This is a genomic window from Pseudoalteromonas sp. QJM3NY_22 (genome assembly GCF_056173065.1).
Window position 1 is genome coordinate 2,198,424 of the sequence record NZ_CM149655.1, and the last position, 25,261, is coordinate 2,223,684.

The 25,261-nt window shown below is 43.3% G+C and carries 28 protein-coding genes; 7 read left to right on the forward strand and 21 right to left on the reverse strand.

Going from position 1 to position 25,261, the window contains the following annotated elements; translation table 11 throughout:
- Window positions 1–116: 116 nt before the first annotated feature.
- Genes AC0VZ4_RS09905 through AC0VZ4_RS09930 form a run of 6 tightly spaced genes read left to right on the forward strand, consistent with a single transcriptional unit; the run spans window position 117 to window position 10,839 of the window.
- Window positions 117–671 (forward strand): hypothetical protein, encoded by a 555-nt coding sequence (locus AC0VZ4_RS09905; protein ID WP_475439580.1) that lies wholly within the window; start codon window positions 117–119, stop codon window positions 669–671.
- On the forward strand, window positions 671–1,261 hold the full coding sequence (locus tag AC0VZ4_RS09910; protein WP_342863944.1) for a hypothetical protein: 591 nt from the start codon (window positions 671–673) through the stop codon (window positions 1,259–1,261). Before AC0VZ4_RS09905 ends, AC0VZ4_RS09910 begins: the two co-directional genes overlap by 1 nt.
- A complete protein-coding gene (locus AC0VZ4_RS09915) occupies window positions 1,245–1,655 on the forward strand; it encodes a DUF6950 family protein (RefSeq protein ID WP_475439581.1) in 411 nt (136 codons plus the stop codon). Before AC0VZ4_RS09910 ends, AC0VZ4_RS09915 begins: the two co-directional genes overlap by 17 nt.
- The gene (locus tag AC0VZ4_RS09920) at window positions 1,648–7,308 is read left to right on the forward strand and encodes a phage tail protein (RefSeq protein WP_475439582.1); all 5,661 of its coding nucleotides are present in this window, start codon (window positions 1,648–1,650) and stop codon (window positions 7,306–7,308) included. Before AC0VZ4_RS09915 ends, AC0VZ4_RS09920 begins: the two co-directional genes overlap by 8 nt.
- 2 nt (window positions 7,309–7,310) lie before the next feature.
- Window positions 7,311–10,193 carry a hypothetical protein gene (locus AC0VZ4_RS09925; RefSeq protein ID WP_475439583.1) on the forward strand — a complete coding sequence of 961 codons (2,883 nt, stop codon included), beginning with the start codon at window positions 7,311–7,313 and terminating at the stop codon, window positions 10,191–10,193.
- Window positions 10,183–10,839: a hypothetical protein gene (locus tag AC0VZ4_RS09930; protein WP_475439537.1), complete on the forward strand. Its 657-nt coding sequence runs from the start codon at window positions 10,183–10,185 to the stop codon at window positions 10,837–10,839. The genes AC0VZ4_RS09925 and AC0VZ4_RS09930 overlap by 11 nt, the downstream gene beginning before the upstream one ends.
- 465 nt (window positions 10,840–11,304) lie before the next feature.
- On the opposite strand, the gene AC0VZ4_RS09935 is transcribed toward AC0VZ4_RS09930, so the two are convergent.
- From AC0VZ4_RS09935 to AC0VZ4_RS10025, 19 genes are all read right to left on the reverse strand, one after another.
- Entirely contained in the window at window positions 11,305–12,447 is a 1,143-nt protein-coding gene (locus tag AC0VZ4_RS09935) for a phage head morphogenesis protein (protein WP_475439538.1), read from the reverse strand.
- Between the two features lies 1 nt (window position 12,448).
- Window positions 12,449–12,991 (reverse strand): hypothetical protein, encoded by a 543-nt coding sequence (locus AC0VZ4_RS09940; RefSeq protein WP_475439539.1) that lies wholly within the window; start codon window positions 12,989–12,991, stop codon window positions 12,449–12,451.
- A gap of 2 nt (window positions 12,992–12,993) precedes the next feature.
- Complete coding sequence (locus AC0VZ4_RS09945; protein ID WP_096793092.1) at window positions 12,994–13,437, reverse strand: hypothetical protein; 444 nt, start codon at window positions 13,435–13,437, stop codon at window positions 12,994–12,996.
- A 10-nt stretch (window positions 13,438–13,447) separates the two neighbouring features.
- Entirely contained in the window at window positions 13,448–14,065 is a 618-nt protein-coding gene (locus AC0VZ4_RS09950; protein WP_232525528.1) for a DUF3164 family protein, read from the reverse strand.
- Window positions 14,055–15,554, reverse strand: coding sequence for a phage portal protein family protein (locus AC0VZ4_RS09955; RefSeq protein WP_475439540.1), 1,500 nt, complete (start codon window positions 15,552–15,554; stop codon window positions 14,055–14,057). The genes AC0VZ4_RS09950 and AC0VZ4_RS09955 overlap by 11 nt, the downstream gene beginning before the upstream one ends.
- Entirely contained in the window at window positions 15,547–17,286 is a 1,740-nt protein-coding gene (locus tag AC0VZ4_RS09960) for a hypothetical protein (RefSeq protein WP_475439541.1), read from the reverse strand. Before AC0VZ4_RS09960 ends, AC0VZ4_RS09955 begins: the two co-directional genes overlap by 8 nt.
- Entirely contained in the window at window positions 17,286–17,792 is a 507-nt protein-coding gene (locus AC0VZ4_RS09965) for a DUF1804 family protein (RefSeq protein ID WP_475439542.1), read from the reverse strand. Before AC0VZ4_RS09965 ends, AC0VZ4_RS09960 begins: the two co-directional genes overlap by 1 nt.
- Window positions 17,792–18,130, reverse strand: a complete 339-nt coding sequence (locus AC0VZ4_RS09970) for a hypothetical protein (protein ID WP_475439543.1) — start codon at window positions 18,128–18,130, stop codon at window positions 17,792–17,794. Before AC0VZ4_RS09970 ends, AC0VZ4_RS09965 begins: the two co-directional genes overlap by 1 nt.
- Window positions 18,131–18,139: 9 nt before the next feature.
- Window positions 18,140–18,583 (reverse strand): hypothetical protein, encoded by a 444-nt coding sequence (locus tag AC0VZ4_RS09975; protein ID WP_475439544.1) that lies wholly within the window; start codon window positions 18,581–18,583, stop codon window positions 18,140–18,142.
- A complete protein-coding gene (locus tag AC0VZ4_RS09980; protein WP_475439545.1) occupies window positions 18,573–18,824 on the reverse strand; it encodes a hypothetical protein in 252 nt (83 codons plus the stop codon). The genes AC0VZ4_RS09975 and AC0VZ4_RS09980 overlap by 11 nt, the downstream gene beginning before the upstream one ends.
- A gap of 148 nt (window positions 18,825–18,972) precedes the next feature.
- Window positions 18,973–19,200 carry a hypothetical protein gene (locus tag AC0VZ4_RS09985; RefSeq protein ID WP_475439546.1) on the reverse strand — a complete coding sequence of 76 codons (228 nt, stop codon included), beginning with the start codon at window positions 19,198–19,200 and terminating at the stop codon, window positions 18,973–18,975.
- Entirely contained in the window at window positions 19,197–19,388 is a 192-nt protein-coding gene (locus AC0VZ4_RS09990) for a hypothetical protein (protein ID WP_475439547.1), read from the reverse strand. Before AC0VZ4_RS09990 ends, AC0VZ4_RS09985 begins: the two co-directional genes overlap by 4 nt.
- Complete coding sequence (locus AC0VZ4_RS09995; protein WP_475439548.1) at window positions 19,375–19,626, reverse strand: hypothetical protein; 252 nt, start codon at window positions 19,624–19,626, stop codon at window positions 19,375–19,377. Before AC0VZ4_RS09995 ends, AC0VZ4_RS09990 begins: the two co-directional genes overlap by 14 nt.
- 11 nt (window positions 19,627–19,637) lie before the next feature.
- Window positions 19,638–19,943 carry a hypothetical protein gene (locus tag AC0VZ4_RS10000; protein WP_475439549.1) on the reverse strand — a complete coding sequence of 102 codons (306 nt, stop codon included), beginning with the start codon at window positions 19,941–19,943 and terminating at the stop codon, window positions 19,638–19,640.
- Between the two features lie 9 nt (window positions 19,944–19,952).
- Window positions 19,953–20,360 carry a Mor transcription activator family protein gene (locus tag AC0VZ4_RS10005; protein WP_475439550.1) on the reverse strand — a complete coding sequence of 136 codons (408 nt, stop codon included), beginning with the start codon at window positions 20,358–20,360 and terminating at the stop codon, window positions 19,953–19,955.
- On the reverse strand, window positions 20,357–20,554 hold the full coding sequence (locus AC0VZ4_RS10010) for a hypothetical protein (protein WP_475439551.1): 198 nt from the start codon (window positions 20,552–20,554) through the stop codon (window positions 20,357–20,359). Before AC0VZ4_RS10010 ends, AC0VZ4_RS10005 begins: the two co-directional genes overlap by 4 nt.
- A complete protein-coding gene (locus tag AC0VZ4_RS10015) occupies window positions 20,555–20,950 on the reverse strand; it encodes a phage protein GemA/Gp16 family protein (RefSeq protein ID WP_475439552.1) in 396 nt (131 codons plus the stop codon).
- Between the two features lie 11 nt (window positions 20,951–20,961).
- The gene (locus AC0VZ4_RS10020) at window positions 20,962–21,273 is read right to left on the reverse strand and encodes a hypothetical protein (protein ID WP_475439553.1); all 312 of its coding nucleotides are present in this window, start codon (window positions 21,271–21,273) and stop codon (window positions 20,962–20,964) included.
- Window positions 21,274–21,437: 164 nt separating this feature from the next.
- Window positions 21,438–21,797 (reverse strand): hypothetical protein, encoded by a 360-nt coding sequence (locus AC0VZ4_RS10025; RefSeq protein ID WP_475439554.1) that lies wholly within the window; start codon window positions 21,795–21,797, stop codon window positions 21,438–21,440.
- Window positions 21,798–21,955: 158 nt separating this feature from the next.
- On the opposite strand from AC0VZ4_RS10025, the gene AC0VZ4_RS10030 reads away from it, so the two are divergent.
- Window positions 21,956–22,366: a hypothetical protein gene (locus tag AC0VZ4_RS10030; protein WP_475439555.1), complete on the forward strand. Its 411-nt coding sequence runs from the start codon at window positions 21,956–21,958 to the stop codon at window positions 22,364–22,366.
- Here the strand turns inward: AC0VZ4_RS10030 and AC0VZ4_RS10035 are convergent.
- Together AC0VZ4_RS10035 and AC0VZ4_RS10040 are read right to left on the reverse strand one after the other, a co-directional pair.
- Complete coding sequence (locus AC0VZ4_RS10035) at window positions 22,363–23,607, reverse strand: AAA family ATPase (protein ID WP_475439556.1); 1,245 nt, start codon at window positions 23,605–23,607, stop codon at window positions 22,363–22,365. The genes AC0VZ4_RS10030 and AC0VZ4_RS10035 overlap by 4 nt on opposite strands.
- Window positions 23,597–25,261 carry a transposase gene (locus AC0VZ4_RS10040; protein WP_475439557.1) on the reverse strand — a complete coding sequence of 555 codons (1,665 nt, stop codon included), beginning with the start codon at window positions 25,259–25,261 and terminating at the stop codon, window positions 23,597–23,599. The genes AC0VZ4_RS10035 and AC0VZ4_RS10040 overlap by 11 nt, the downstream gene beginning before the upstream one ends.

Sequence of the window (25,261 nt, forward strand, 5' to 3'; positions counted from 1 at the left end):
AGCCGAAAGCTTACCCTTTAAATTTTATACTCGTTACCAGTGTTTTATTACGAAACTTGGTAACGATGCAACCACTCCCCCTACCCAAACGGCCTAAGATTTCTAACTTTACGTTAGTGCCCAATAGCCAAACCCATTTAAACAAAGCCAATAACGCCACTGAGGTTTATGACCTTGAAGGTGCTTACTGGGAATTTGAAATTGAACTTGCCAATGTGCCTGAGCGTGATGCGTTGGCCCTTGATGGCTTTATTGCCAGCCTACGCGGGCAAGTGGGCACGTTTACCTTAATTGATTACCGCCGTGAACAGCTAGATAAAGACTTTACGGGCTATGTGCGTGGTGCAAACCAAGACGGCAATATTTTAAACATTGATGGCCTACCCGCTAACCAAACCTTGCTGGTTACTGGCGAACGCATGCAAGTTGGCGTTGGGCAAAACACTGAGCTTAAAATATTAACATCTGACTTGATAAGTAATTCGATTGGCCAAGCAACTGCTATTTTTGAATCCCCTGTTCGTAAAATTCCTGCAGACAATACTTTAATTACCTTTAAACAACCCGCTGGGTTATTCCGACTTACTGACAATAAGCAAGGGCTTGCCAGTGCACAGTATAAAAAAGGCATTGTGACGAGCTGGAAGATTAAAGGAAGAGAGGCATTTTAATGGAAAGTTTAAACCCTGCCTTATTGAGTGATTTAGCAAATAGTGGCCGTGCACGCTACTTTGTACGCTTAGCTTTTAAAAGTGGTGATGTGTTGCTGCATACTGGTGTCGGTGAACGCCGATTTAATAATTTAACCTGGCATGGTGTAGGTATGCTTGGCACTGTAAGCGAAATCCCCGCTAGTGATAAAAACGATAGCACGCGGATCCGCTTAACATTACACACACAAGATAAATCGGTGCTAGGAGAAGTCGCCGAAAACGATCCAATAAGCCATCACTGCGAAATTTACCTTGTGACTGTCGATGAGCATTATCGTGTGAACCAAAGCCAACTCCTAGAAAGTGGATACATTGTTGCGTGTGATATTGAGCGTGGCGATGTGTCCCAAGTACAACTCAGTATTGCTGGTGAAAGTGAACGCTGGAAGGATGCGCGATTAAATCAACGCTGGAACCACGCAACACAAACGGCTATTTATCCTGGTGATATGTTTTTTAGTGAGCAAAGTACCGCCAATACACAAAATCTTCCCGATACTCAGCCTGGCAACTACATAGGAAATAAACGCTATGAACGTCGCCGCTAAGCTTGCTGCTTTCATTAATCAACGCAAAGGTTCACCTTTTAAATGGGGTGAAAATGATTGCTGTCTTTTTGTTGCCGATTGGGTGCTATTTTCAACGGGTAATGATGTGGCGAGCGATTTTAGAGGTAAATATCAAAGTGAAAAAGGCGCGTTTAAACAGTTATTTAAACAGGGTTTAAATAATGTTGAAAGTGTGTTTAAAGACCGTTTAAACCCAGAGATAAGCATTGCTTATGCTCGTAGGGGGGATTTGGCCTTGGTTGAATTTAAAGGTGAGCTTGTTGGCAGTATTGTAACTATTAATGCGGTTTTATGTGTTGGTGAAAATGGTTTAGTGACCTTGCCTATGGGCGTTGTTAAGACTGTTTACCCATTGGAGGTGCGTAATGTCTAAGGTAGTTGAAGCCGTTGTTGATACTGGTGGCGACATTTTCGGTTTTGGACGCAGTCTTTATGATAAGACAGTAGGTGCGCTGTGGGATTCACTGACACCTGATGTACCTGAAGAGGACTTAGCGACATTAGCAAAAGGCTTACAAAAAGGCATTGACCAACCACGACGTATTACCTTTGGTCGTGACCGCGTTGGGGGGGTTATTGCACACCAAGCGGAGGTTGAGCGTAACGATAAAAAATTTGTTCAAATGATTGTGCTTATAAACGGCGCACCTATTGATGCATTAGAAGATGTTTATATAGCTGATAAGCCGATTACTGCTTACCCAACTGAAAGCTGGGATTATCTACTCAGTGATGGACGCCAAACCAGCGCTAACGTAAAAGCCGTAAGTAAAATGGCTGGTTGGACGAATGAACACATAGGCTTTGGCCAAGCGTATATTTTTATTGAGCTTGAAAATAACCGAGAAGTATTTGAAGACGGTATATCTGAAACTGAGTTCTTAATACGTGGCGCACGTGTTTGGGATCCCCGCGACACAAACCAGAACCCTGATGATGAAAATACATGGCTGTGGACCCAAAATGCGGTGCTATGCGCCCTGCATTATGTGCGTTTTTATGGCGCTCACGAAGTGCCTTTTGAGCGTTTACCATTACAGTGGTGGATTGCTGCTATTAATATATGTGATGAAGAGGCTGAGTTTAAAGACTCTGATGGCAATGTTACGACTGAGCCACGATATACAACCAATGGAAGTTTTACATTTAGCTCTAAACCACTTGAGGTCTTAAATCAGTTAGAAGCGTGCTTTGCCGGTAAGATTTTTAGGCAAATGGGCCAATGGTATGTACGTGTTGGTGCCTGGTATGGCAACCCGACATATACGATTAACCAGGGTGATGTCCATGGCAATATAAAAATAAAATGGCACGCAGATTTACGCGACAGGGCCAATATTGTTAGAGCGACATTTACCGATCCTGCTCAGAATTATGACCGTACAGATGCCCCCCCTGTAGTTGCTGATAACTATCAAGCAATTGATAATCAAATACTTGAAAAATCGATAAGTTTACCATTTGTAAGGAGCGCCACCACTGCACAGCGTTTAGCAACTATATATTTAGAGCAAACGCGTTTAGGTGAAATTGAGTTACCACTTAAACACAAAGGCCTAGCTGCTGCTGTAGGACGCACTGTGTATTTAAACTTACCAGGTGAGTCGATAAACAATAAGATTTATCGTGTTGTTGAACGTCGCTTTAGATTAGATGGTGGCGTTACTGTGATGTGTATTGAGGATGGCGCTGATTTATGGGCCGATAACCTTGTACCAGGCGCGCAGGATTTAACACCCAACAGCGACTATTTGGTCGGCAAACCGCAGTCTATTTTTGATGTACGGGTAATAATTGATGGCGATGGAAACGGTATTATTAAATGGCATCACCCTGCTCCACTTACTGTAAATGAATACGACGTAGAGTTTATAAATACCACTACAAATGAGCAGGTATTTAAAACCTCAGTAACGTACACACAAGTAACTATTCCAAATTTACAATTGGGTGAATATATCGCCCGCATTAGTGCTAAAAACATCTTTGGCCAACGCTCATTGATTGTTGCTGTGCAATTTAGTGTATTAACCCCGACTTTGCCGACAGTGTATGTAACTGCTGATTATAACCAAATTACTCTCACTGCAGAGATTGCAGCAGCTGGCATTGGCACACAGTTTGAGTGGGAGTTTTTAGGGACTATTGACTTACCAACAAGCGGCGAACGTGTGCTTGCACAAATTTATAATCGCATTGGCTTACAAAGTATAACTGAGTATAAATTTAGGGTACGCAGTGTTAATCACTTAGGTGCAAGTGATTGGGTTAATGTAACTGCAACTACAACAAATGTTGATTTATCAGAATACATTAATGACATTGAATTAACTCAATTAAGCGAAAATGCACAAACGCTCATAGATGACATTAACAATCAAGTTGATCGCCTGCGCCCTGAAACCGAAAACAATATACCCGAGGTGCTTGCAAACACCGTTAGTGAACTTAATTTAGAGCAAAATAGACGCACGGATATTGAAAAAAGTGTGCTGGATTTATCAGCAAATTATACAAATTGGCGTCAAAATTACGAGCAACGTCAATTAGGTAATGAGCGCTTAATTGATGCTGCTGTATTTGTTGATCCAGAAAGTGGAACTATTGTTAACCGTGCGTTTTCTTACGCTGACGAGTCGTTTAATGAAGCTACATTGTTAATTGATGGCGTTAACGCCAATGTGACAATACAAGCCAACAGGCTAACGCAAAGCGACAAGCGCATTAGTCAAGCTGAAGCCGAGCTTTTAGTACAAGCAGGGCAGATAACACAGCGTGCCACATTCAGCGAAATGCAAAGCGAAATAGCCGGTGCAATTGAAGCGTTAAGCCCCGCTTATAGCTGGCAGTTTAATAGTAATGATGAGGGGTTTAGTAATGTAGATAGCCACAACGCACAAGGGTACATTGTCGTATCAACTCCCGTTAGCGCCCCTTCAATAAGCTACAACGCCGATGATAACCCAATGTTTAGGCTACGCGTGCGCAAGCACATAGATTCGACGTGGCTTGGCGAAATATTGTTTAACAACAGTGGCGCGATTATTAATGTACCACTCCCTGAAAATACCGAATGGCAAACAATCCAAATTGATGCAACAGGCACAGAAGGTTATACAGGCTTAATTACCTCACTTGTGTTTAATTTAGGATCATGCGATATCGATTTTATTGAAGTCGGTAAACGGGGTGCAAACGATTTAGCACTTAACGACATAACAGCACGTACAACAACGCTTGAAAGTGACATAAATGCGGCTACGGGCATTATGGCGCAGTATGCCACCACCGCATGGGTGAACACATTTGGCTTTCAAACGCTAAGCAGTGTTAACCAAATAATAGATACATTTAATACAACGTACCAATTAAGCGCCACGCTTGAACAGCTAACTGAAAACAACACGCTTGAAAAAGCCAACAACGCCCAACAATTTTTAAACGGTAAAGACGCATATTTTGAAACCTTAATAACTTCATTCAATGCCGCAGATGGCGGGGTTGATGCCCAGTTTAGCAGTGTTGATGAAAAGCTCGATGCCATCAATGGCTCAATCAGTCAAAACATAGTGCAAGTGCGCGGACTTGAACTTGAACTGCAAGACGCAAATTTAAATGATGTGATTACCGCCGCTAACCAGTTACTACAAAACAACGAGCTAGCAACGCAAGGTATAAAGTTAGCTTTAGCACAAGATGAGTTAATGGCCAAAACCACTGAGCTTGAAAGCGTTGCAAGTAAAACACTTGAACTCGCGGCTGTGTATCAGCAAAGCCATGGCGTAATTACCGTATTAAATAAGGTTGTGGCTAATGAGCACCAAGCAAGTGTTATACGCGATGAACGTTATCAAGCCACGTTTGATAGTGTAACTGCGCGCTTTAGTGACGTAGCAACCGCTATTGCTACGATTGACGAGGCAAACACAGTACGCGGTCAAGAGTTTGAATCGTTTATTGACGATACCATTGCTGAGTTTGATGAAATAGAAGAAACTTTTGCCAGCCAAAATCAAGCGTTTAGTATGCTACAGCAAACGCTCAGCGCCAAAATTAACAGTGATACCGAAGATGCAAAAAACCAAGCTATTGCCACCGCGCAAGAGTACACCCGCACCGCAGTGGGTTACTGTGTTGACGCCGAGGGCAATATCACCAACGAAAGCGACGCCGTACAATGTGTTGCAAACAGCGGTTCATGGGTTAATGGCCCCCTAGCTGAGTTTATTGCCAACCTGCAAATAACGGACGGTGAAAGCACCGCAAGCATTAAACAGTTACGCCAATTATTTACCACTGTGGATGGCAAACTCGTTGCCCGTGGCGGCTGGACGCTTGATAACAATGGTCGCGTTACCGGTATCGCGGGCTATAACGATGGCGAGTTAGCCAACCTTGATTTTATTGGTGATATTATTCGCCAAGGCGTGATGGTTAGTGACACGTTTGTGCCTACGTCCTACGTCGATAACTCAGACCCAGCTAATCCCGTACATATATTTAAAGGCCGTTTAGTGCTAGGTGATGGGCATGCCGTTAGCTCACTAGAGGATATAAAAGCGCAGGATGGCGCGGATGGCGCGGATGGTAGAGACGGTATTGATGGTCAGGATGGCAAAGATGGTGTGCCAGGGGCCAAAGGCGCTGACGGTTTAACTACTTATACATGGTTAAAGTATGCTGATAATCACAGCGGTGCTGGGCTTAGTAACTTCCCCATTAACAAAGAGTACATTGGCTTTGCTTATAATAAAACCACAGCTACAGAGTCAACTAACCCCGCCGATTACACATGGTCAAAAATAAAAGGTGAAGATGGCGCAAATGGTACAGACGGTGTCCCTGGCGCAAATGGTACAGACGGCCAAACAACCTACACATGGATTGCATACAGTGACAATGCCAGCGGTTCGGGCATGTATCAAGTCCCAAACAGCAACACCAAATATATTGGTATTGCTGTAAATAAAACCACGGCTACAGAGTCAACTAACCCAGCAGATTACACATGGTCATTATTTAAAGGGACAGATGGTCAGGATGGCGCAGACGGTAAAAACGGTGCGACTGGGCCAAGAGGATATACAGGATTAACAGGGGCAAATGGTGAGCGTGGTGCTGGGCGCTACACGGTATCTACATCAACAGGTGCGTGGTCTAATTTAACGGCTAATGCAGCGGTTCCCAGTGGCCAACCGGTTATTAATGACATAGTAACTATTTACAAATCGAGCGACCCGAAAATAGAAAATACACGCCGCTATACAGGTTCAAGCTGGCAATCCTATGTGCTACACGTTCACGGTAGCGCACTGATTGAAGATACCGTTGATGCCAAAGTATTACGTGCAGGTACACGTATCGCCTCACCACGTATCGACCTGATAGGTGATAGCTTTATGAAAATAGAGTATGCACTAGGTTTTGGGCCAGATAATGTTTGGTATTGGTATGGCCCTAAGATACTAAGCAATGGTTTGCCTAACTTAGCTGCCCTAACCAAAGCCAATGCACTTGAATGGAAAGACACGGGGGGCAATGGTTACTTTGGTGGCTCTATTGTGGCTGGTACATACAGCACCGCGCTTACAACCACCGACTTATCAGCCGATGCCTTTGTCGAAATTGGCCCATTTGGCTCAAACGGTGGCGTAATTAATATTGTGTGTTCATTACAACTTAACTCGATGGCCTCGGGCAAAAGTACAAACCCTGCAGGAAAGCCAAGCGATCCCGTATGCACCATTCAGCTATCAGAGTTAGTAAACGGCTCATGGGTAGTACGCCAAACGCAAACCTACCACGGCGCGGGTACAATTGTAACCAATGACTATGATCGTGAATCCGACTCATACCATTGGTTACTAACGCAATCGGCGTCAGGGTCTTTTACCTATACAGACAATAAGCGAACCACGACAGACAGAACGTACAAGCTCGCAATAACAAGCCGGTCGGGCGTAAATATTTACGGATCATGGCAAAACCCTTCACAAAAACTTTCAATTATTTCACAAGAGGATTAATTATGGCTGAGTATTCTGCCTCACAAATCACGATAGCCAACGGCTTTAAAGACGTGGTTATCGAAAGCGGCGAAAGCCCTGAAAACGTACGCCAAGGTGACTTTTTATTTGTTACAGGAAGTGATCCTGTCGCAATTAATCGCACCTACATTAACGCCAATAATAAGCACGTTATTGAGCTAACCAAAAACTGGGGCCAAGGCAACAAAAACAACCAACCGGCGATTGTGCTGCCGACTACAGTAGAATTTAAAGGCGTTGCTGATGCGCTGAAAAACGCTAATTTATTAGTAAACGATAACTTTCAGGCCATGTTTGACTATCAAACTAAACCAGGCGAAGTGGATTTTAAAGCAGCGGACGGCTCAACCGTAACGCTTAAGACGTTAAAACAGCAACAGTTAGACATTGAAGCGCTACACCCCTACCCGTGGGCTATGCGCAAGGTTGAGTTTGAGGCGCGTAGAGCGGCAAATAATGAAAAATTTGCTGCCAGTGGTTTTGTACATTTTGGTAGGATGTTAGATGCTGCCGGAATAATAGAAGTCATAAATAAAGGGTTGGGTTTATCGGGGGGGGCCGCGTCGTCATTAGCAGGACAACTTGCTCTTGGGTATTTAGGTAATTCCGCTGAAACTGGTAACAGTAAAACAAAGCAGGCCGTAGTAAATATCTGTGGGGTTGTTTCTAATATTATTGGTTTAAGTAGTCACCAAAGTGACTACGGCGTGCGTGTTAAATTCCCCCTCGCAGAAGATGGTACACGTACTTACGATAGTGCAACAGGTTTAAGTGTAACTCACGCTAGCCCAGCAATAGCATTTGCAAGCGAAACAACGACTAATAAAGTAGTAACTGAGCGTGTTGATATGTGGGGCTTTGAAGTATTCTTACGTGAAATAAATCATGCTGACCCGTTTGTATATGCCAACGGGGTAATTCAAAGTTTGGCAACTAATATTAATAATATTATGACGGTCAGTGATACCGTCCGCCCCAGCTCATATTTTGCTTGGTATGAAGGTGATGAATCTAGCACGGGCAAAGGCGTTAACTGGCAAACCGCCACAGAGACCCAGCGTATAGCTATCGCGAGCGACCCTAATAATAATATTTACTTTGACGATGCAACCGGTAAGTTTTATCAATGGTGCTTGCGAGGACGCAGTGTTGCAGGTCTCGGAAACGGTGATTGGGATGCCATAGATGCCGCCCCTGTGGGTAATTTAACACTCAGGTTTGATGGTGCCAGTACGAGTGGTCGTATCACTCCACAAGGGGTGAGGAATGCGCCGCCCGCTGCGGGCGTAGACACAGGGGTGAACTACTTTTCCAACACTCTTAGTGCCTATAACCTTAGTCCTTATACGGGGGTATTTTCTTCTCGACGTAATGATGACTCAGATGCTTCTCATACCTATTTTTTAGTGTGCGGAACGGTTAATCGCTTAAATCAGGGGGCTTATCACCCTAGTTTTAATCCCTCAGGAACGGCTTGGACACATGACACCACCTCACTAGAAAAGTCACAAAGACGTAAGTGGTTTGAATATACCACCAATGCACACCGCATACGTAGTAAGCAAGAGGCGTTTACGGAGGTATGCACCCTAGCGCTGGGTTCTGGCGGGCTATCCTCTGGAAATACGAGCCAACATAGACCGGATGGACGCCTCTACGACGCCATTTATGAGAGCGGTCAAGGTGGCATTTGTCGTGATATGCGCTATTCAGCTTGGGGACTAACTCAAGAAGACTTTGCAGAAGCGGACTTAAAAGTAAAAAGTAGTGAATATCGTGGACGTGAGCTTTTAAAAGTAACTAAACTATTCGACCTAGCAGGGTCTAGTACTTTATCCTCCTCTTTGGCGGGGGTTCGTGCTTACCCAGATAGAGTAGCGGAATTTGGGATTAATGTAACCGATGGTTACTTTATGTACAATGCAGCTAATGGAGAACTTTTTGATAATTTAACTCTGCCTGAATCCTTAGTCTCCCCCCGTTCTGCGCATCTATACTACCCCTCTAGCTGGGGAGAAAACCCAAATATTATCCTTGTTTATGTGTTAACTGATAGTACACCTATTGCTTGGGAATACCTATATACCGAAGTAATAGGTAATCCTGCTACAATACTGCAGTGTGATGATCTTAAAGAGGGTTGGGTTGGTAGTTGGAGTACTGCCATCCCAGAAAATGGCGTAACAAAAGCTTATCCATTAACAAGAGCGGCAATCGGAACATCACATACAAAGCACCAAACGGATGATTTTGGGGTTACTTGGTCGAGTTCTTCTATCGTAAGTGCAACTACAACCAATGATTACACATCAAGCTCCCTTAATTCATCTTCCGTTGCTATTATATCTTATAAGACGAAAGCCAAATTTACGCAAGATAGCACTAATAGTACTGTGCACGGAAGTGTGCTTGGTCTGGGGGATGTTTTTTCATCTAATTACTACGCAGAAAACACGGGAAAACCGCTCGCATTTTCCCTAATTGGAAAGATTCTAACAGGAGCACATCCAAAACCGAACATGGCTTCTTATTCGTTGTTGCAAAGAAATCTGCAAGCAGGACGGTTCCTCCCTGAAAGTACTAGCTGGTCAATAATAACCCACCTTCCAGTAAGTATAGAAAGATCCTTAGTTGGGGGTGAAGTTGCATTCAAAGCTCTTAATTACAATGTAGTTGAAAACCAACAAGGCTTCATCAACTACGCATATACAGAACTTAAGCACGAGGGAACAGATTGGGGTGACGATGGAATGATTCATATAGTAAGTAACCAATCAACAATGCTTGATGACAACGGACAAACAGTAAAAGTAGGCACGGCCCAAATTTTAGAGCCTCTAGGGTGGATTAAAAATGATAAGTGATTTTTTAAACTTTATCGTCGTAGACGAAAATAACGAACCAGTTTTAAATGAACAGGGTTTACCGCAGTTATTACGACGTCCTGTAACAAAAACTAGACAAGATATTGAGCGTTTAATTGCGCTCAACAAATCGGTCGTCGTAATTAATAAATTTGCCGAACTTGTTGTTTTGGCTAAACAATGGGATTGGGCACAAAGCTACTACGATTATTTAGTTAACCTTAATAGCGTAAAAGAGTACAACGCAAACTTACCCGATCCTATTGCAAATAAAGATGGAACAATTACAACTATAAATCCTAAACCATTACCAATCGAGCCGCAGTGCTTGGTAGTCAAAACAGTTGAAGAAGTCTTAGCACCTTATGCTATGACATTATTTCGATTAGATCGTAAGAGCCAAATTGCTAATGCTAAAGTAACTATATCAACAGGGAAAACGTTTGATGCAGATGAAATGAGTATTATAAGACTCGGTAATGCTGTTATTAAAGCCATTAAATTAAATAATGATGCAATAATAGAATGGTCAACTGATGATGTACCAACAGGGATAATGGTTGATTGTACTAAAGCTGAAATCATTGAGGCTCACGACAAAGCTACAGATATGTTTAAATATATGTGGAGAATACCAAAAAGCTAAACAAGTTTAAGCGGGCTTAAACCCGCTAAAAAACATTAAAATCCATACCCTTTCACACAAATAAATAAATTTAAATGTCAATTTAACATAATTTGCAAATTCTAGAATCTACCGTATTTTATTCCAGATTTTAACGGCGGCTTACAATAACCAAGTGTAAGGGGCTGTTCATTTCTAGAATAATTGTAAGGGGCTGTTCATTTCTAGAATAATGATGATGTGATGATTTTCGCCCTCATCTTTTGGAAAAGCCCATTATTACTGGGTTTCGTTAGTTTATAGTGTGAAATTCTATTAAACACGATTACGTATGGTTTTAGACGAAAACGTTCAAACTGACTCATTACTCAATCATTCCTGCTCATTTTACGTTTAGAATTAGATCATTCTTGATCGTTTAACTTTCCTTTAAACAGACTTTAAACGCCTTTTAAATACGGTTTAAATATTTTGAACTGCCAATGTTTAAATTTTCTCAGCCGCTACAATCGTATTAAACTGAGGGCCTAAGTTAATCGCGATCATAAAATCTTGATATGATAATTTTACTTGGCTGCCTATGTAGGTAAACGTATTTGGATTTTGAACAGCGTTCATTAATATCTGGATTTGTTCAAGCGTAAGCTGGCCAATTAAAAACTTTTCAATTTGAGCACTGCTGACTGTAACAGCGCTACTATATATAGGTGCGTTTTTACGTGACAATTCATTTAATAAATTTGTAGGCAAGTGCCCTAGCGTAAATTGCTGGCTATCTGGTACTGACTTTTTAAGCGCTAACTTCGCTGCTTGTAAGTTTACCTTCTTTATATAGTACTGCTGAGATTTTAAAATGGCTTCGTTAAATTGTGGGATTGCTAATTTTTGGATATCGGTTGATAAAGTCATTACTGATTTACCCGCTGCAATGTCTGCGCCTAACCATGCTTTGCCCGGATTATAATCCCAGCCTAAATCTATGCCTGGCAATTTATTAAGTTCTTCACCTGTTGATGAATCTACAACTTTGAATGACTCCATAAATTTATTAACTTTTTCAGGTTTGCTAATTGATAAACCCATGCGTGCAATATCTCGCGCATTAAGTGATACCACTTTACACCTACAGTTATAACCATTTGGTGGATAATGCGTATCCCAAAACGGATGATCAACTGGTAATAAAATGTAATTCCACTTGCCGTGTTCAGGTCTAACGAGACTATCACCGGCAGTTAAATATAATAAATAAGGTCTGCGCTGTTTTATCCGTTCTTGTTGTTGCCAACGGCCAGCTGCTCGCGCGGTGTTTTTATTATTTTGATAAATGACTTTTGATCGCCAGCCTCGTTTACCATTGTATGACCAGCCATGATCATCAACTATTTTATCAAAACGTTTTCTAAAGTCCGATATCGTCTCGCCATCACTAATTGCCGAATCTACCGCTTTATAAAAATCGTTAAGTATTGATAGCTGAGTTGCACCGGCAACAGTAAATGCTTTTGCGTGAATTAAGCCCTGCAAATCTTTATATGACTCACTTGTAAGCTTAATTTTATCTTTGAAATGAGAAATGGCTTCCTTGAACTTAACAAGGTCGCCATATTGTGGAGCTGGTAAGGCCATATTAGTGCTCTTTTAACGACTGTTGAATGTCTTGAATTTCGTTTCTACGTGAATTATCACGGCTATTACCAAAGAAGAAATTCAATATTGACGCTACAACGGTGCCTAAAATAAAGCCCAAAATGGTATCTGCAAAGCGTGTTGCGGTATCTGGAATAGTTAAAAACGTTATACACCCTATGTATATAACGGTTGCAACCGACCAGAACCACGCATAGTAATAAATGAAGCGTTTAGAAAACTTATCATCTTGATTAAGTGCTGCAATCTGCATATTGCGGGCGCTTTGAGTGTTTTTAAACGCTAAATCATCAAGCTCTTTTTCACGGTTTAAAATGGTTTGCCGTAACTCTTGTTGTAATGCACTGGATTGCTGAACCAGATTTAATGCTTGCTCAGGCGTGCCACCATTAGTAATGGTTTGCGCAATATCTACCACTTTAGACGCGACCTTTGATCCATTGTCGCCCCCTATCCAACCGCCTATTTTTTTATCCAGGCCTGTGAGCTTTGCTATGCCAAGTGCTATTGTAATTGGGTCCATAGTTATACCTTTATATAGTCGTTGTAAGTTTTACCACCAATTTTAATAAGCTCTAAACAATCCAGTTTTTTATACTGACGAACGAGGCTTTTAGCGGTTGTAAAATCGCATGTGTTGTATTCGGTTATTTCATAAAGCTCAGGCATTTCTTTTTTTGCACGGCGCTTACCCCATGCTTTTTCTGCATCTTTGATTGATTTGGCTGTGTATCTGGCGCGGGTTCGTTTACGCCAAACATCAGGTATACACGCAGGGCGTTCGTTATCTTTAGAGTACCAACCACCTTTAATTACATCGTCAACGTACACAACTAAACTGGTTTTAGACTCAGATACACGACCACGTGTAACAGTTATTTCAAACTCACCGTATTTGAAAATAACCGAGCCAAAAAAGCCTGCTAAGTGCTTTTCTATCTCTATCCACTGCTCTTTTGTGATGGCCATAAGCGCCCCGCTACAGTTTTGCTATATCGAGTGAAATTGCTTGCTCAATGCCTTTATCATCCTGCTTGTAAAAGCGGATAAAACGGCAAGAATCAACCACACCAACCGACTCAGCAATAATATTCATGGCTTTGGTCCACTTGCCTGAATCATCTGAAATTTCGAGTTTACGCAGGGCTAAAATTCGTTGCGGATTAAGTGATCCTTGCTTATCGGTATTAAACGTTTTGCTAACAATGGCTTTAATATTTTGGTTGCCACCTTCGGTCCATTCGTCCAGGCATTGATCAATTAATTGCTTGGCAAGGGTAAGCTCTGGGCCAAGTTCAATGCGCTCTTGGGTTTGTAGGGTTACTTTTAATTGGCTGTCAAAGGTGCGTAGTGTCACATTGCCTTTTTTACCGCCTAAGTTAACGCCATGTTCTTGGGCTAATAGCTCTATAAAATCGTCTGCTTCAGCCATTAAACTTTGTTTAAACTCTGCCAGTGCTTCTTGCATATCAACGGCTTTATCAATGGCTTTTTTAACAAACTCGTCTTTGATCAAGTCTGTTTGTTTGATGTTGGCAATAGCTACTAAATTGCTTTTGCCGTCTTTTAAATAACCATCAGGAACGTTATTCATCATCTATCTCCACAGTTTTAGAATTAGCCTCATTCATGCCTGCCATAAATTCATACTCCATTGCTGTTTGGGCAACTTCTGCCAGTGCTGAGTCTGAAATATCAGGGAATTGTGAGGTGATTTTTTGTTTAAGTTCGTCCAGGTCTTTTGATGCCTGAGCAAAATGAAAAAGCTTTTTAATGGTGTCTTCACTTGCGTGATCAAACACATCAAATTCGTTGGTAAGCTCTACGTTATCGGTTGTCTTTTTGGCAAACTCAGATTTAGCAGCCGTGGCTATGCCTTGGCCTTCTTCTGGTACATCTAGGATTGTTTCGCCGTCTTTAGGCTTTGGTACACCGAGTTCTTGATAGGCCCAATCTTCACCAACGGGCACAATACGGGCTGTCTCGCGCACGCGGGTTACGGTGTCAGTGTTGATCTCGCGTTTGTCTTTAAAGATGAATTTAGGCGGCTCGCCACCATCGAAATTTACAGTGTGAAGCGAGTTTAAAAGTTGGTTGCGAAATGAAGCCACAAGCACCCTGTCTGAGCGCTGATTATCGCCTGCTCGTTTTGCGTGGGTTTCGCTTGCTGCACGTGCGCCCCCATTTTTTTGCTCTGTTGCCAAGGTCTGGCTGGTTAGCGCTTTACTTATTTCAGCATTACAAAAGTTTACCAGGCGCTCAGGGACTGGCTCGCCAGATATTTTGCTCTCGATGATCTCAATGCTGGTGTCATCAGGTATGGCGGCTATGCCGTCTTGTACAAGCTTAGCTAATCCGTCAAGCAAGTTATTTATATCTGAATCTTTACTGCCTATTGGGTATTTACCCACAGGAAATGGAATACCAAAGCGCTCGCACAGCTGTACAAAAAACTTAAAGCCGCCATGCTTGAACGTCCATGGCCAAAAACAGCTACTTAATAACGCGATACCATACGGGTTTTCGGCGCTTGGCATGTGGCGAACGCACGACCAACGGCGTTGATCGACTAACTCGCCTTGTGGGTTGTCGCTGGTTTTAACAAGCAACTCGTGATCACTATTAAACGCAAAGCGGCTGTTACGCCAGGTCTCTACATATTCGGGTTGCCAATGGCCATCGTGTTTAATGTATTTGCCTAAGTGGGTAACGCTAAAGCCATTTAAAATGGCGCTGTAGTTGTGCCAATCCATATCGGCCCATTCTGTATGGGCACAAGGTTTTTTAGCAAAAAAGGCTTTAGCTAGTTCATAACTTTTTAAACTGGCTGCATCGTCACCGCCTGGCACTAGCTCGGTATTAAAGCTAAATAAGCCACTGCGTAATGAACGCAATTCACCTATAACATGCGCATCACGGGCTATTTCTTCATAAATAGCGGTGTTTTTACCCGCGCGGCGTAGGATTGGATCTGGGTTTGGTAGCTCAGTAATAAGCGACGTTAGGCTTGGATCTAAACGGTTTTGGTCAAACATACGGTTAAGTGCAGCGTATGCTTTAGATGTAACGCGTGGTTTGCTATACATGATAGCCCCTTATTTGTTTAGTTACTTTGCGGCTATTAACACGGGGAATACCGCCCGCACCGGTGCTGGCTACCATCCATAAAATGGCTAATCCACAGCTTAGATCGTAGTGATGGTTTGTTTGCTTTTCAGGCCAGTTTTCAAGCTCGTCAAGGAGTAAACGACACCGTGAATGAAAGGCAATTTGTGCTGGCGTGTTTGTAACATAGGTCTCTAACGAGCCGATGCGTTCCTCTGCAGGTATGGTTGCAGTAACACCACGTAAAGGCAGTGCTATACCTTGCTCTAGGCCTGTTGTAATAAACTGGCTGCGCATAAAATCAAAGGCGTTGTTGTTCTCAAAGCCCCACACACGGCAGTTATATTCTTTTTGTGCGCGTATTAAATCGTTAAGTAAACGGCTGGTACCACGTACTTTACGGCTTTCATATTCAACGTGTAGTTTTTGTAATTCATTAGAGTAAAAGCCCACTAATATAGCGCTAGGGTCGGCTTTTTCTGTTTTGCCCATGCTTGGGTCACATGCGCCATAGGGTATCCATTCGTTTAAGCGATCAACCCAAAAATCAAACTGATAAAATATGGCTTCTTCGTCGCTTTTGGCAATGCCTTGCATTTCGCGGTTAAACTCACGCTTATTAGCTGCCCACATACACATCAAATCGTAAAGCGTACGCACACTTGGCCAGCTTGTTTTAGCGGCTTTAAGCATTTGTTTTTTATTTTTTATCCAAAACTTAAATGACGGTTTTTGCTCTGTAGAAACCGCTTGTCCCTTTACCGCTGCGCGTTTTTCAAAGCGCTTGTCATCATGTACCATTAAATCGCGGCATTGCTCCCATAAATCCATGCGTTCTGGCATTTGTTTAATGGCTTTAAAGCGGTGAACAATATGCCCTGGTGCTTCTTCGGCGCGGCTTATTGGGTCATCGTTATTTAAAACTGTGTTTACACCTAAAAACTTAACTGTTCCGTCGGGTGGGCCAAGGTATTGCACGGCGGCCTCTAAAAAACGCCAGCGGTTATCACGCTCAGTCGGTGATTTAGCCTCGGCATCTGTAATAATGTCATCTGATAGTAGTAATTTAGGGCGGCTTGCACCATGGAACGTACCGCGTACTGATTGCTCAGCACCACGGCTTTCAAAACGAACACCTTGAGCTGTTACAAACTCACCTAGCTTCCAAACGGGGGATTTTTGGCATACTTCGGGAAAGTCCAGCGCCAGATTATTATTGTTAAGCAACTCGGTTTTAACGACCTCTAATGTTTTGGTTGGCATTTTTGTTTCAGCACCAAACAAGATAACGAAATCGATAAATTGACTTAGCTTTTGTAAACCAAGTTCTTGGCAAATATCTTGGTCTTGCAATAATGCTAAAACAGCCACATACACCGGCGCTATTTTTACGCCCAGTGTACTTTTACCCTCACCACGCGGGGCCACAAACCAGTTTTTCCAACCATTTTTAAGCTTGAGGGCTTCGGGGAACCAGTTCATAAAATAGCTTTGGAATTCAGAAGCCTCTTGATCGTCGTCAAGCCACATGTGATGCGGAAAATACGTATATACAAAAAATTCAAAATCACCTGCTAATACGCGTTTACGGCGTGCTTTAATGGCAGCAGGACTTGGATCAATATTACGTTCTTTTGCTTCAATATCACGGCGTAGCGAGCTAGTTATTTGTTCTATTTCAGCTAAAAACTCACGTGAATTCATATCTGCCATTAGTCACTTAACTCCTGATCGAGTCGTGGACCAAAGGCGGTAAGTATTTCAACAAATTCGGGCGCAAAGTCGGGGTATTTAGTTGATACAAACTTAGCAAGAATTTTTAACACCTCGGTGGCAATGGTGCGCTTTTCAAGCTTTTTATTACCGCCCGATACCTTCATTACTTTGCTCATCATATCGGTGAGTGAGCTAAGTACTTTGGTGCGTTGTTCAAGTGGCAGCGCTGCGCCCTCGGCTGATTTTAAAAGCTCAAAGGTTTCGTTAACTTGAATGGTGAACTCTTCAATAAAGTCGGTGGTAAACTCCCCTGCTGTACCCTCGCTGCGGCGGCTTGCTGCACGGGCTAAGTCCCAATCGTCGCCGTTGTCTTTGGCTTCCATTTTCCAGCGACGTGCTGTACCGTCTGCCACGCTGTGTTTAATAGCCGCTACGCTTAACGCAAGCAGCTCTGATACATAGCTATGGCGTACGGCGTTTTTCTTTTCTGCAGGGTGCGCCATTAGTTCATCAATCCATTTTTTACGGCATAGGCAATCAACGACACCGCTAAACCTGCAGTACCACCCATAGCCGCCACTTTAACGCGCTGGTTAGTAAGTTTTTCTTCAACCTTAGTTAAACGTTCATCCTGCTTATTAATCGCTGCAATTTGGCGTTTTTCGCTGTCCTTTAGCTCTACTTTTAAAGCATCGGTTACAACCTTTTGGCGTGCTTCGCTTTTTTCGATACTTTGGTGAATATCTGCTTTTATCTCTGCAACACTGTTTAAAATGGCTTCTTGGCTGGCTTTAATTGAACCAATAGATTCAAACAGTAGGTTTTCTTGCTCTGGGGTCATGGGTGGTCCTTACGGGTTAAATACTTTAATGCCCGTCCATGTAGGCGTGCGTACATCAAAATGAAACCAACTCACTTGCCCTTCTATGGCGGTGATGTATGGGAATTCTTGCGGGTGTGCTAATACGTAGTCGCGTACTTGCTGTGCAGTGTAGTTTTCAAAGCTGCAGTCGAATGCTTTGCCTAGCTTATGTTGGCTGCGCTTTGCCCCAATAGTGCAATCAAGTGGACGATAGCCACGGTATTGATTAGCGCCGCCCCAGCTCCAACTATTTACGGTGCATGGCCCAAATGTGTTGCGTAACTTTTGCAGCATACGCAATGCGCGATCATCAAATAGATTGATCAAAAACAAAGGGTCGTCTTGATAAAGCTCAAACGTGGCTTTTGGTACTAATTCTTGAAACGTAAAGCTTGGGGCAGTCGGTACTACCACTTTTCTTTTAAGCGCCATGCTGTTGAGTCCTCATTTTGGTTAAACGTTGTTTTGTTAGGACGTAACAGGCAGGTAAGCGAGTACTGCGCGCCGGCTTTTTGTTCGCTGGGTTTAGCAGCTGTTTAACGCGGGTACGCAATGCGGGCAGGTCTTTTAGCGGGCAACGGCGAGAAATTGCAATTTGCTCGGCTTTAGAACTGGCCTTAATAATTTGTTGAGCTAAAAACTCAATAAATGGCGCATGCACTGTATTTGTCATGCTGGTAGTAAATCAATTTAGGGGATTGGGTAACACTGTAAAGTTGTTTGCGGCTGGGGCTTTCGAGCTGGTCTATTAGGTTAAATTAAAAAGGCTTACTAATACAAGGGGGCAAGCCAATTTAATTTAAATGAGGTTTAAACATGGTTTAAAGCAGTGTTAAAAGTTCGTTTAGTAGGTCGTCTACTTGGCGTTGTGTAAGCGTACCTTCTTCAAGTGCATCTTCAATCAGCTGCCTAGCGTCATCGTTTAACGCCATTTGGTTGTTAAAACATACACGGCGCAGACTACCGCCATTGATGTTCATGCCAGCGGTCACTTGCGGTGCTTCGCCTTCAAATTTTACTACGTAAGTTTGGTATTCAGTTTCCATCATTTACCCTTAATTTCTCTAAATGCTTCGCGGTATTCGTCCATCATGCCTGTAGTGTTTAGGCCAAATAACTTGCGTTGGTTGATATACCGGTTAAGCAGGTTTAAACCGTATTCGTACTGCCACCGCTTTGGCTTTTTGCCGCCGCTAAGTTGCAACGCAGTGAGCAGTACAAAGTTATTGTTTTGCATGTTTGTGCTTGGGGATGCTTTGAATTCTTACCTCAGTACCATCGGTAATGCGGATAAACTCAAACCAGCAATGTATGCAAATAGTATGATCGTTATAAACCTCGCCCTCTGGTGGGCGCATGGTTTTTAAGGTGTTATCGCACTCAGGGCATTTGTAATGAATTACTGGTTTGCTGCGTAACGTTGCAGCGTTAAAAAAGGCTAAGCATTCTGCTTTAATGTCTTTTAAAAGCTCCATGACGCCCCCTACTAACCATTTTCTCGTTGATATTCACGGCCGCAATAACAGCAATGTGTAGCCATTATCGAGATGTCGATTTTAGTTACATTGCGTGCATGACCACCGCCTTTTTTTGGTGCTTGGAATTTAACTTCAACTTTAGGGTTTACTGGCGAGTATTCCCCTTCAGTTAGAATCATTGATTGCCCTTGCCACCGAAAAGAAATATTAATAGCGTCTGAAGGTACTTTGCCTTGCTCTGTTAAATGGTCTTTAACTCGGTTTAATGTTTCTGTAAAACAGTTACACGCTTTCTTTTCTGTATTTGTATCCATGTTATTCTCCTACAAACTTAAATTTAATTGTGTTTCGTGCGCCCGTTCGTCTTGGTATGCACTGTAAATACTGCTTACTTGCTGGCGGGTTATTTTAAAACGTTTAACTAACTGCTGAATGTTGCAGGCTTTAGCGTCCAGGGCTTCACAAATTTGTTGATTGCGAATTTGCATAAGCACTTTGTGTAGCATAGGTATTTGGTAGCTTGAACCTACGTTTGCTTCTATTAACTCTTGCACCAGGGCTTTACCAAACACTTTAACTACTTCGTGAACATCGGTTGGCTTTTCAGGGATATAAAACATTTGCCCCTGCTGCTCAGTAAGTACCGCAATGGTTTTATCAACCCCTAAGTGTTTAACAATACGGCGCAGGCCATGGGGTAATGCCCGTAAATCTATGCTTGATTCGCTCATGATTGCTCCTCAAATAAATAATCTAAGCCGTTTTCGCGATCTAGTCGGCGTTGCTCTTGGTGTGCCTCTACGTCACGGCGAATGCGGCATTTTGCTCGGTCTGCAGCTTTAATTGGGCGATAGCGTTCTTCCTCTGTGTAAGGCGGCTTACGTGGGTTAATAGTGAAGTTTTGGTACTCTTCGTAATTAGCCATTTACGCCCCCTGCTTTACTTTATGGCGTGCAAGCCATTGTTTAAGTACTTCGATAATATGCGGCCATTGCTGGGCGCTTTGGCTAAGCTTTTTACCCTGCAAGTGACTTTCACAAAACGAGTCGCATGCCCCTTTTGAATCGATATTTACCGCACCTGCGCGGCTTAATTGGCCCCACAGGCTGTAAATCATTTTTAGCTGAGCCGGTAACTGTTTTTTTCCTGCATTTGGGTTCATAGCGCGGTAACGTGTAAGCAGCTGTTGTTGCTCAAGCTTGGTAAGCTTTACGCATGTATTAGTGCGGCCATTACATATGTACGACACATTTAGTTGGTGGGTATCTTGGTCGATACCCGCCGCCTTTTGTGCAATTTTGATTTGTTGTATTAAACTCATAACGTTCTCACTCATTTAAGGTTTTGTTTTGCAGACTTACCCAAATCACAAAAAGCAGCTAAATCACGCCATAACCCAACGAGATAGCTTAATACACGCATTTTCTGACGATGACGTATTTCAGCTTTGTGCCATTTTAACCACCCTTCCAGGCGCAGAGTTTCACGTTCTTCAAGCTTTTCAAGCTTGGCGAGCCAAAAATTATACTCGGCTTGTTGAGCAGTTAAGCCTTCCTGCTCAAAAGACATTTCAAGAGAGTAGTCATGAGGCCCGTCTTCTTGGTCGCTTGGCTCTATTGCAGATATACAATGAGTCAATTTCACTTCTAACTCCCTTAATTGACTCAAATATATTGGAGGTGGAGCTAAGCGCTCCTGAACAAATCGAGCAATTGTCTCGCGTGTTCCAACGCATACAACGCAAGTACACAGACGAGTGGCCTTTCGATGACTTTCAGTCGCCCCCTTTTTTGCAGAAGTAGTTATACTCATGCGCTTTCCTCCAGCGCTTCAATTTCAAAGTGTGGGGCTTGGCCTATACCAATAATTTTAATGCCCCAGTCTTTCATACCGCTGGTATAAACCAGCGGAAAATCACGATAGATAGTATTAAAACGTCTTGCTGTGTGTGCATGAGAGTTAATTTCATGCACATGGTGAATACTAAATAACTTATCGGCTGTAAGTGTTGCAAAGGCGGCTTTAATATTGCCGTCGCACTTATCTATTAGCTCACCTTTAGGGTCTTTTTTTGCAAGTAGATTTAGCATAGTTGCGTTAGTCACCAGCGAGCTAAACGCTAAGTGTGCGGTGTAGCGTGATGTGTTTAATTTTATTGAAAATGCCATTGTGATATACCTTATTTTTAAATTTAAAATGTTATGAGGAAATTACTGTGTCTTATTCGCTTGAGCAGCTTTACTATTTGACCGAGGCCAGCCGAAAAAACTTAATAAACGCCCTACCCAAAGCGCACATCGAACGGCTATATCAATTGCTTTGTACAATGTGCCCCAATGAATTTGCTGAACTGTCTGACGCTCATAAAGCTGCTGCAGATCAGTGCTGCCAAATAGCTGTTCGTGAAGCTGGTGTTGATTTTGACTTTCAATCCGCTTCAATCGCATCCGGCTCTGGCGTTTCAAAAGTTGCTGCATCTTTGCCTCCTGAATGCGAGATCCTTGACGTGTTTGTGCATTATTTAGCGATTCTGTTGCTTGGCGAATCTGCTGCATATCTAGCGCCGTTTGCTCATTTTGAAGAGCTTGAGTCGCGCTCTGGCTTTGTGATTGATCGTGTTGTTTGTGCATCACTTGCTTACTCCCAAGTTGTTGATGACTATGAGTTCGAGTTTTGGCCTTTTGATGAGCGCAACCCTTTTAAAGCGCCGCTAGAGCCAAATCGTCGCGGTCACTAGACCGCTGGTTTATTAAGTACTGATGAAAAAATGCCATTAACTAAGAGCTTGTCGACGGCAGTGTCTGGGTTTTTGTTGGTGTGGTTAAGCAAGTGCGGTAACAAGTTTTCAACGAGTTCTCGGGCGTTACCTTCAACCCGTTTGTGAAGCCACATCCACCACTTTGCATCGTCTTGGCCGAGCTTAATGGTGCCCTCTGTTAGCTCTAAAAACAGGGTTTTAATGTCTTCAACGGTAATTTGGCCGATAGGCTTTGGCCAAAAGCACACACGGCTCGCTATAAGTTCATAGCGCTCTTGCGTTTGTAGCTTGTCTACTAGTTGAATATTGCCAACAAGGGTTACCCCCACAATGGCTTGATCGCTAATAGTACGCAGTGGGTCGAGCGAGTTAGGTTTGCACTTGTCGGCTTCGTCTAAAATAATTAAACGGTCGGTATCGCGTAGTGCCATAATAATTTTTTGCATGTTTTTATAGGCACTTGGGCAACGCGATAAGCCCAGGGCTGTGGTTAGTTGCTCGAGTACTTGGGTGCTGCTGGTTTGCTCACTGCCGGCAATTAAAATGGCCTCTTTATTGTGGCGGCAATATTCCGCAATGCCTTTGGTTTTACCTAAGCCTGCTTGCCCTGCAAACACACTAAAGCGTTTACGTTGGCGTGCTTGGTCGCAGGCCATGGCAATCAGCTTTGATGTGCTGGTAGGAATAAAGCGCACATCACCGTACACAATGCTTATTTGTTTACGCTCAGTAAGCTCACCGTTTGCTTTGCCTTGCTCTACCTCAGCTGGGCAAATAAGCGCCCAAATGTCGTGCAGGTGTTTAGTGGGCTTTGCGTTGTACTTACCATTAATTAGTTGGCTAATAGACGCTGGGCTTTTACCCATACTTACCGCAATGCTGGCACTGGTAATGTTTTGGTCGCGTATTTCAGGCGATTGCAAGCGCAGGCAAATACGGGCAGCGAGTTCTTGGTCTGCTTTGTTATAAGACTTATTAAAGCCGTTGCGTTTTTCAATCTCGGTGATAGCCGCTTCACCAAATAACTGATGCCACATTTTGGCAATGACCTTTTCAGGGTCAATGGTGCATTTGTTTGCCAGTACTTCTTTTACTGACTGCAATGCAAAGCCACAATTTAATTCTTCGGCGGTCATGCCTGTGGTGCTTAACTCTTGGTTTATTAGTTCAACACGCAGCGTTTGCTCTGCTGTGTATGGGTGTGGTTGGCTATAGCTCATAGGTTGTTTCCTTGCGTAGATTAGGTTGGTCTAATAATTCGTTTAGGTCGATTTCGTGCTGTGGCTGTGTGGGTGCTACATCAAAATCAAAAATGTTTACTGGTGCTTGTTGTGCTGCAATGGCTTTAATTGGCGCGGCAAACTTAGCCACCGAATCAACATCGATAACGCGATCTTGTGTTTCTTGGGCTTCGATTTCGCGGCGTTTGGTGTCGATGCGCTTTAAGCGACCCGTGCGGCGTTTGCTTTCAGCTTGCTCAATGCGCGACGTAGGCACGGCATGCGATTTAGTTTTTAAGTTAGCGAACATTAAAAATTCACCGTTTAGCTTATAAAGCTTGGTGTAGCTGTCGTCGTGTAGGTCGTAGGCAGCAATAAGCTCTTGGCCGTTAAACTGGTGTAAAAAGTCGGCACTGTAATCACGTTGATGCAAGCGAAAACGGCCACGACGAATATTGACGGTTTCGCGCGGTAGCATGACAAAATCACCCTCTACTGGTGGTACATGCTCGATGTTTTCGTCCCATACTTGTTGGCGTGTTTTGCCTTTAATCTCTGGGTGTTCACTGTTGTGGTAGTCGTTTAAAAAGGCTTTAAACTCAGCTATCCATTCGTCTACTGTGGGTAGTTTACGTTTGCCTTGCTTGGCCTCTTTAAGTACCAGCTGCTTATGGCGGTCATCGTGGTCGCGCCCGCAATAGGTGCTAAAGCGTTTACCCACGCGGTCTTCCATGTGTAAAAAGAACCGCTCAATCCACTTAACACGAGCATTACCTGGTATGGCAAAAATTACGTCTATTTCAAACTGTGCATAAAAGCCGGTGGTGTCGTCGTTCATGAGTTTGTTTTTGTAGCCTGAGCCGTTATCAAGGTAGAACATGGCAGGCACGTTGTTATGCACTTTAATAGCGCGGCTTATTGCTGCTAGGGTGTCTAGCGTGCTTTCGGCGTAGCCTAGTTCCCAGCCTACAATGCAACGGCTTGCTACGTCTTGAAACGCGGTAAGCTCAGCGCGGTAAGGTTTGCCCGTTTTTGGGTGCGCTAGGTATACGTCGAGCGTGTGGCCATCGCCGTTATACATAACGCCTGGCTTTAAGTTATCGGTTGAACGCAGTAAGTGATCTTTATGTTTTTCGCGGTACAGTTTTGCACCCATACGATACGGGCTTTGTGGGCCAAGTTCGTGCGGTAGTGCATTAATAAAACGACGCACTTGGTGATGCTCGGCTTTATAACCCTCTTTATTTAGTTGGTCGCTCACTTGTGCAAAGCTTGGGCTATTAGGGCTGTGGTAAAGCTCTAAGCAGCGGGCAAGCCAGCTATATTGTGTTTGCGCTTTGCCTTTATGGTTAGGTAATAAGCTGTTAATACCGTTGTCTTTATAAGCATTGCACCAGTTATAAATGGTGGCGCGCCCTGGTAACTTACCTAGTGCATCAATCGCGCTTGCTAATGTGCTAAGCGCCGTGTTGGCACGGTAGTTTTTTACTAGTGCCTCAAATGCTTTAGGTATGCCGCACTCTTGGGTTAATAAGTGACGTACTAGCACCGCCCTACTTTGGGCTTTTTTACGGGCTGTTTCGCTGGCATTTTGCCAACTCAGTTCCAAGCCTGTGCTTGGCAACTTATTGTATTTTTGTACTGCAGGATGCAT

Bases quoted from the DNA above. Each gene is read 5' to 3' on its own strand.
- AC0VZ4_RS09910 (WP_342863944.1), top strand. From the start codon at position 671: ATGGAAAGTTTAAACCCTGCCTTATTGAGTGATTTAGCAAATAGTGGC.
- AC0VZ4_RS09915 (WP_475439581.1), top strand. From the start codon at position 1,245: ATGAACGTCGCCGCTAAGCTTGCTGCTTTCATTAATCAACGCAAAGGT.
- AC0VZ4_RS09920 (WP_475439582.1), top strand. From the start codon at position 1,648: ATGTCTAAGGTAGTTGAAGCCGTTGTTGATACTGGTGGCGACATTTTC.
- AC0VZ4_RS09925 (WP_475439583.1), top strand. From the start codon at position 7,311: ATGGCTGAGTATTCTGCCTCACAAATCACGATAGCCAACGGCTTTAAA.
- AC0VZ4_RS09930 (WP_475439537.1), top strand. From the start codon at position 10,183: ATGATAAGTGATTTTTTAAACTTTATCGTCGTAGACGAAAATAACGAA.
- AC0VZ4_RS09935 (WP_475439538.1), bottom strand. From the start codon at position 12,447: ATGGCCTTACCAGCTCCACAATATGGCGACCTTGTTAAGTTCAAGGAA.
- AC0VZ4_RS09940 (WP_475439539.1), bottom strand. From the start codon at position 12,991: ATGGACCCAATTACAATAGCACTTGGCATAGCAAAGCTCACAGGCCTG.
- AC0VZ4_RS09945 (WP_096793092.1), bottom strand. From the start codon at position 13,437: ATGGCCATCACAAAAGAGCAGTGGATAGAGATAGAAAAGCACTTAGCA.
- AC0VZ4_RS09950 (WP_232525528.1), bottom strand. From the start codon at position 14,065: ATGATGAATAACGTTCCTGATGGTTATTTAAAAGACGGCAAAAGCAAT.
- AC0VZ4_RS09955 (WP_475439540.1), bottom strand. From the start codon at position 15,554: ATGTATAGCAAACCACGCGTTACATCTAAAGCATACGCTGCACTTAAC.
- AC0VZ4_RS09960 (WP_475439541.1), bottom strand. From the start codon at position 17,286: ATGGCAGATATGAATTCACGTGAGTTTTTAGCTGAAATAGAACAAATA.
- AC0VZ4_RS09965 (WP_475439542.1), bottom strand. From the start codon at position 17,792: ATGGCGCACCCTGCAGAAAAGAAAAACGCCGTACGCCATAGCTATGTA.
- AC0VZ4_RS09970 (WP_475439543.1), bottom strand. From the start codon at position 18,130: ATGACCCCAGAGCAAGAAAACCTACTGTTTGAATCTATTGGTTCAATT.
- AC0VZ4_RS09975 (WP_475439544.1), bottom strand. From the start codon at position 18,583: ATGGCGCTTAAAAGAAAAGTGGTAGTACCGACTGCCCCAAGCTTTACG.
- AC0VZ4_RS09980 (WP_475439545.1), bottom strand. From the start codon at position 18,824: ATGACAAATACAGTGCATGCGCCATTTATTGAGTTTTTAGCTCAACAA.
- AC0VZ4_RS09985 (WP_475439546.1), bottom strand. From the start codon at position 19,200: ATGATGGAAACTGAATACCAAACTTACGTAGTAAAATTTGAAGGCGAA.
- AC0VZ4_RS09990 (WP_475439547.1), bottom strand. From the start codon at position 19,388: ATGCAAAACAATAACTTTGTACTGCTCACTGCGTTGCAACTTAGCGGC.
- AC0VZ4_RS09995 (WP_475439548.1), bottom strand. From the start codon at position 19,626: ATGGAGCTTTTAAAAGACATTAAAGCAGAATGCTTAGCCTTTTTTAAC.
- AC0VZ4_RS10000 (WP_475439549.1), bottom strand. From the start codon at position 19,943: ATGGATACAAATACAGAAAAGAAAGCGTGTAACTGTTTTACAGAAACA.
- AC0VZ4_RS10005 (WP_475439550.1), bottom strand. From the start codon at position 20,360: ATGAGCGAATCAAGCATAGATTTACGGGCATTACCCCATGGCCTGCGC.
- AC0VZ4_RS10010 (WP_475439551.1), bottom strand. From the start codon at position 20,554: ATGGCTAATTACGAAGAGTACCAAAACTTCACTATTAACCCACGTAAG.
- AC0VZ4_RS10015 (WP_475439552.1), bottom strand. From the start codon at position 20,950: ATGAGTTTAATACAACAAATCAAAATTGCACAAAAGGCGGCGGGTATC.
- AC0VZ4_RS10025 (WP_475439554.1), bottom strand. From the start codon at position 21,797: ATGGCATTTTCAATAAAATTAAACACATCACGCTACACCGCACACTTA.
- AC0VZ4_RS10030 (WP_475439555.1), top strand. From the start codon at position 21,956: ATGTGCCCCAATGAATTTGCTGAACTGTCTGACGCTCATAAAGCTGCT.
- AC0VZ4_RS10035 (WP_475439556.1), bottom strand. From the start codon at position 23,607: ATGAGCTATAGCCAACCACACCCATACACAGCAGAGCAAACGCTGCGT.
- AC0VZ4_RS10040 (WP_475439557.1), bottom strand. From the start codon at position 25,261: ATGCATCCTGCAGTACAAAAATACAATAAGTTGCCAAGCACAGGCTTG.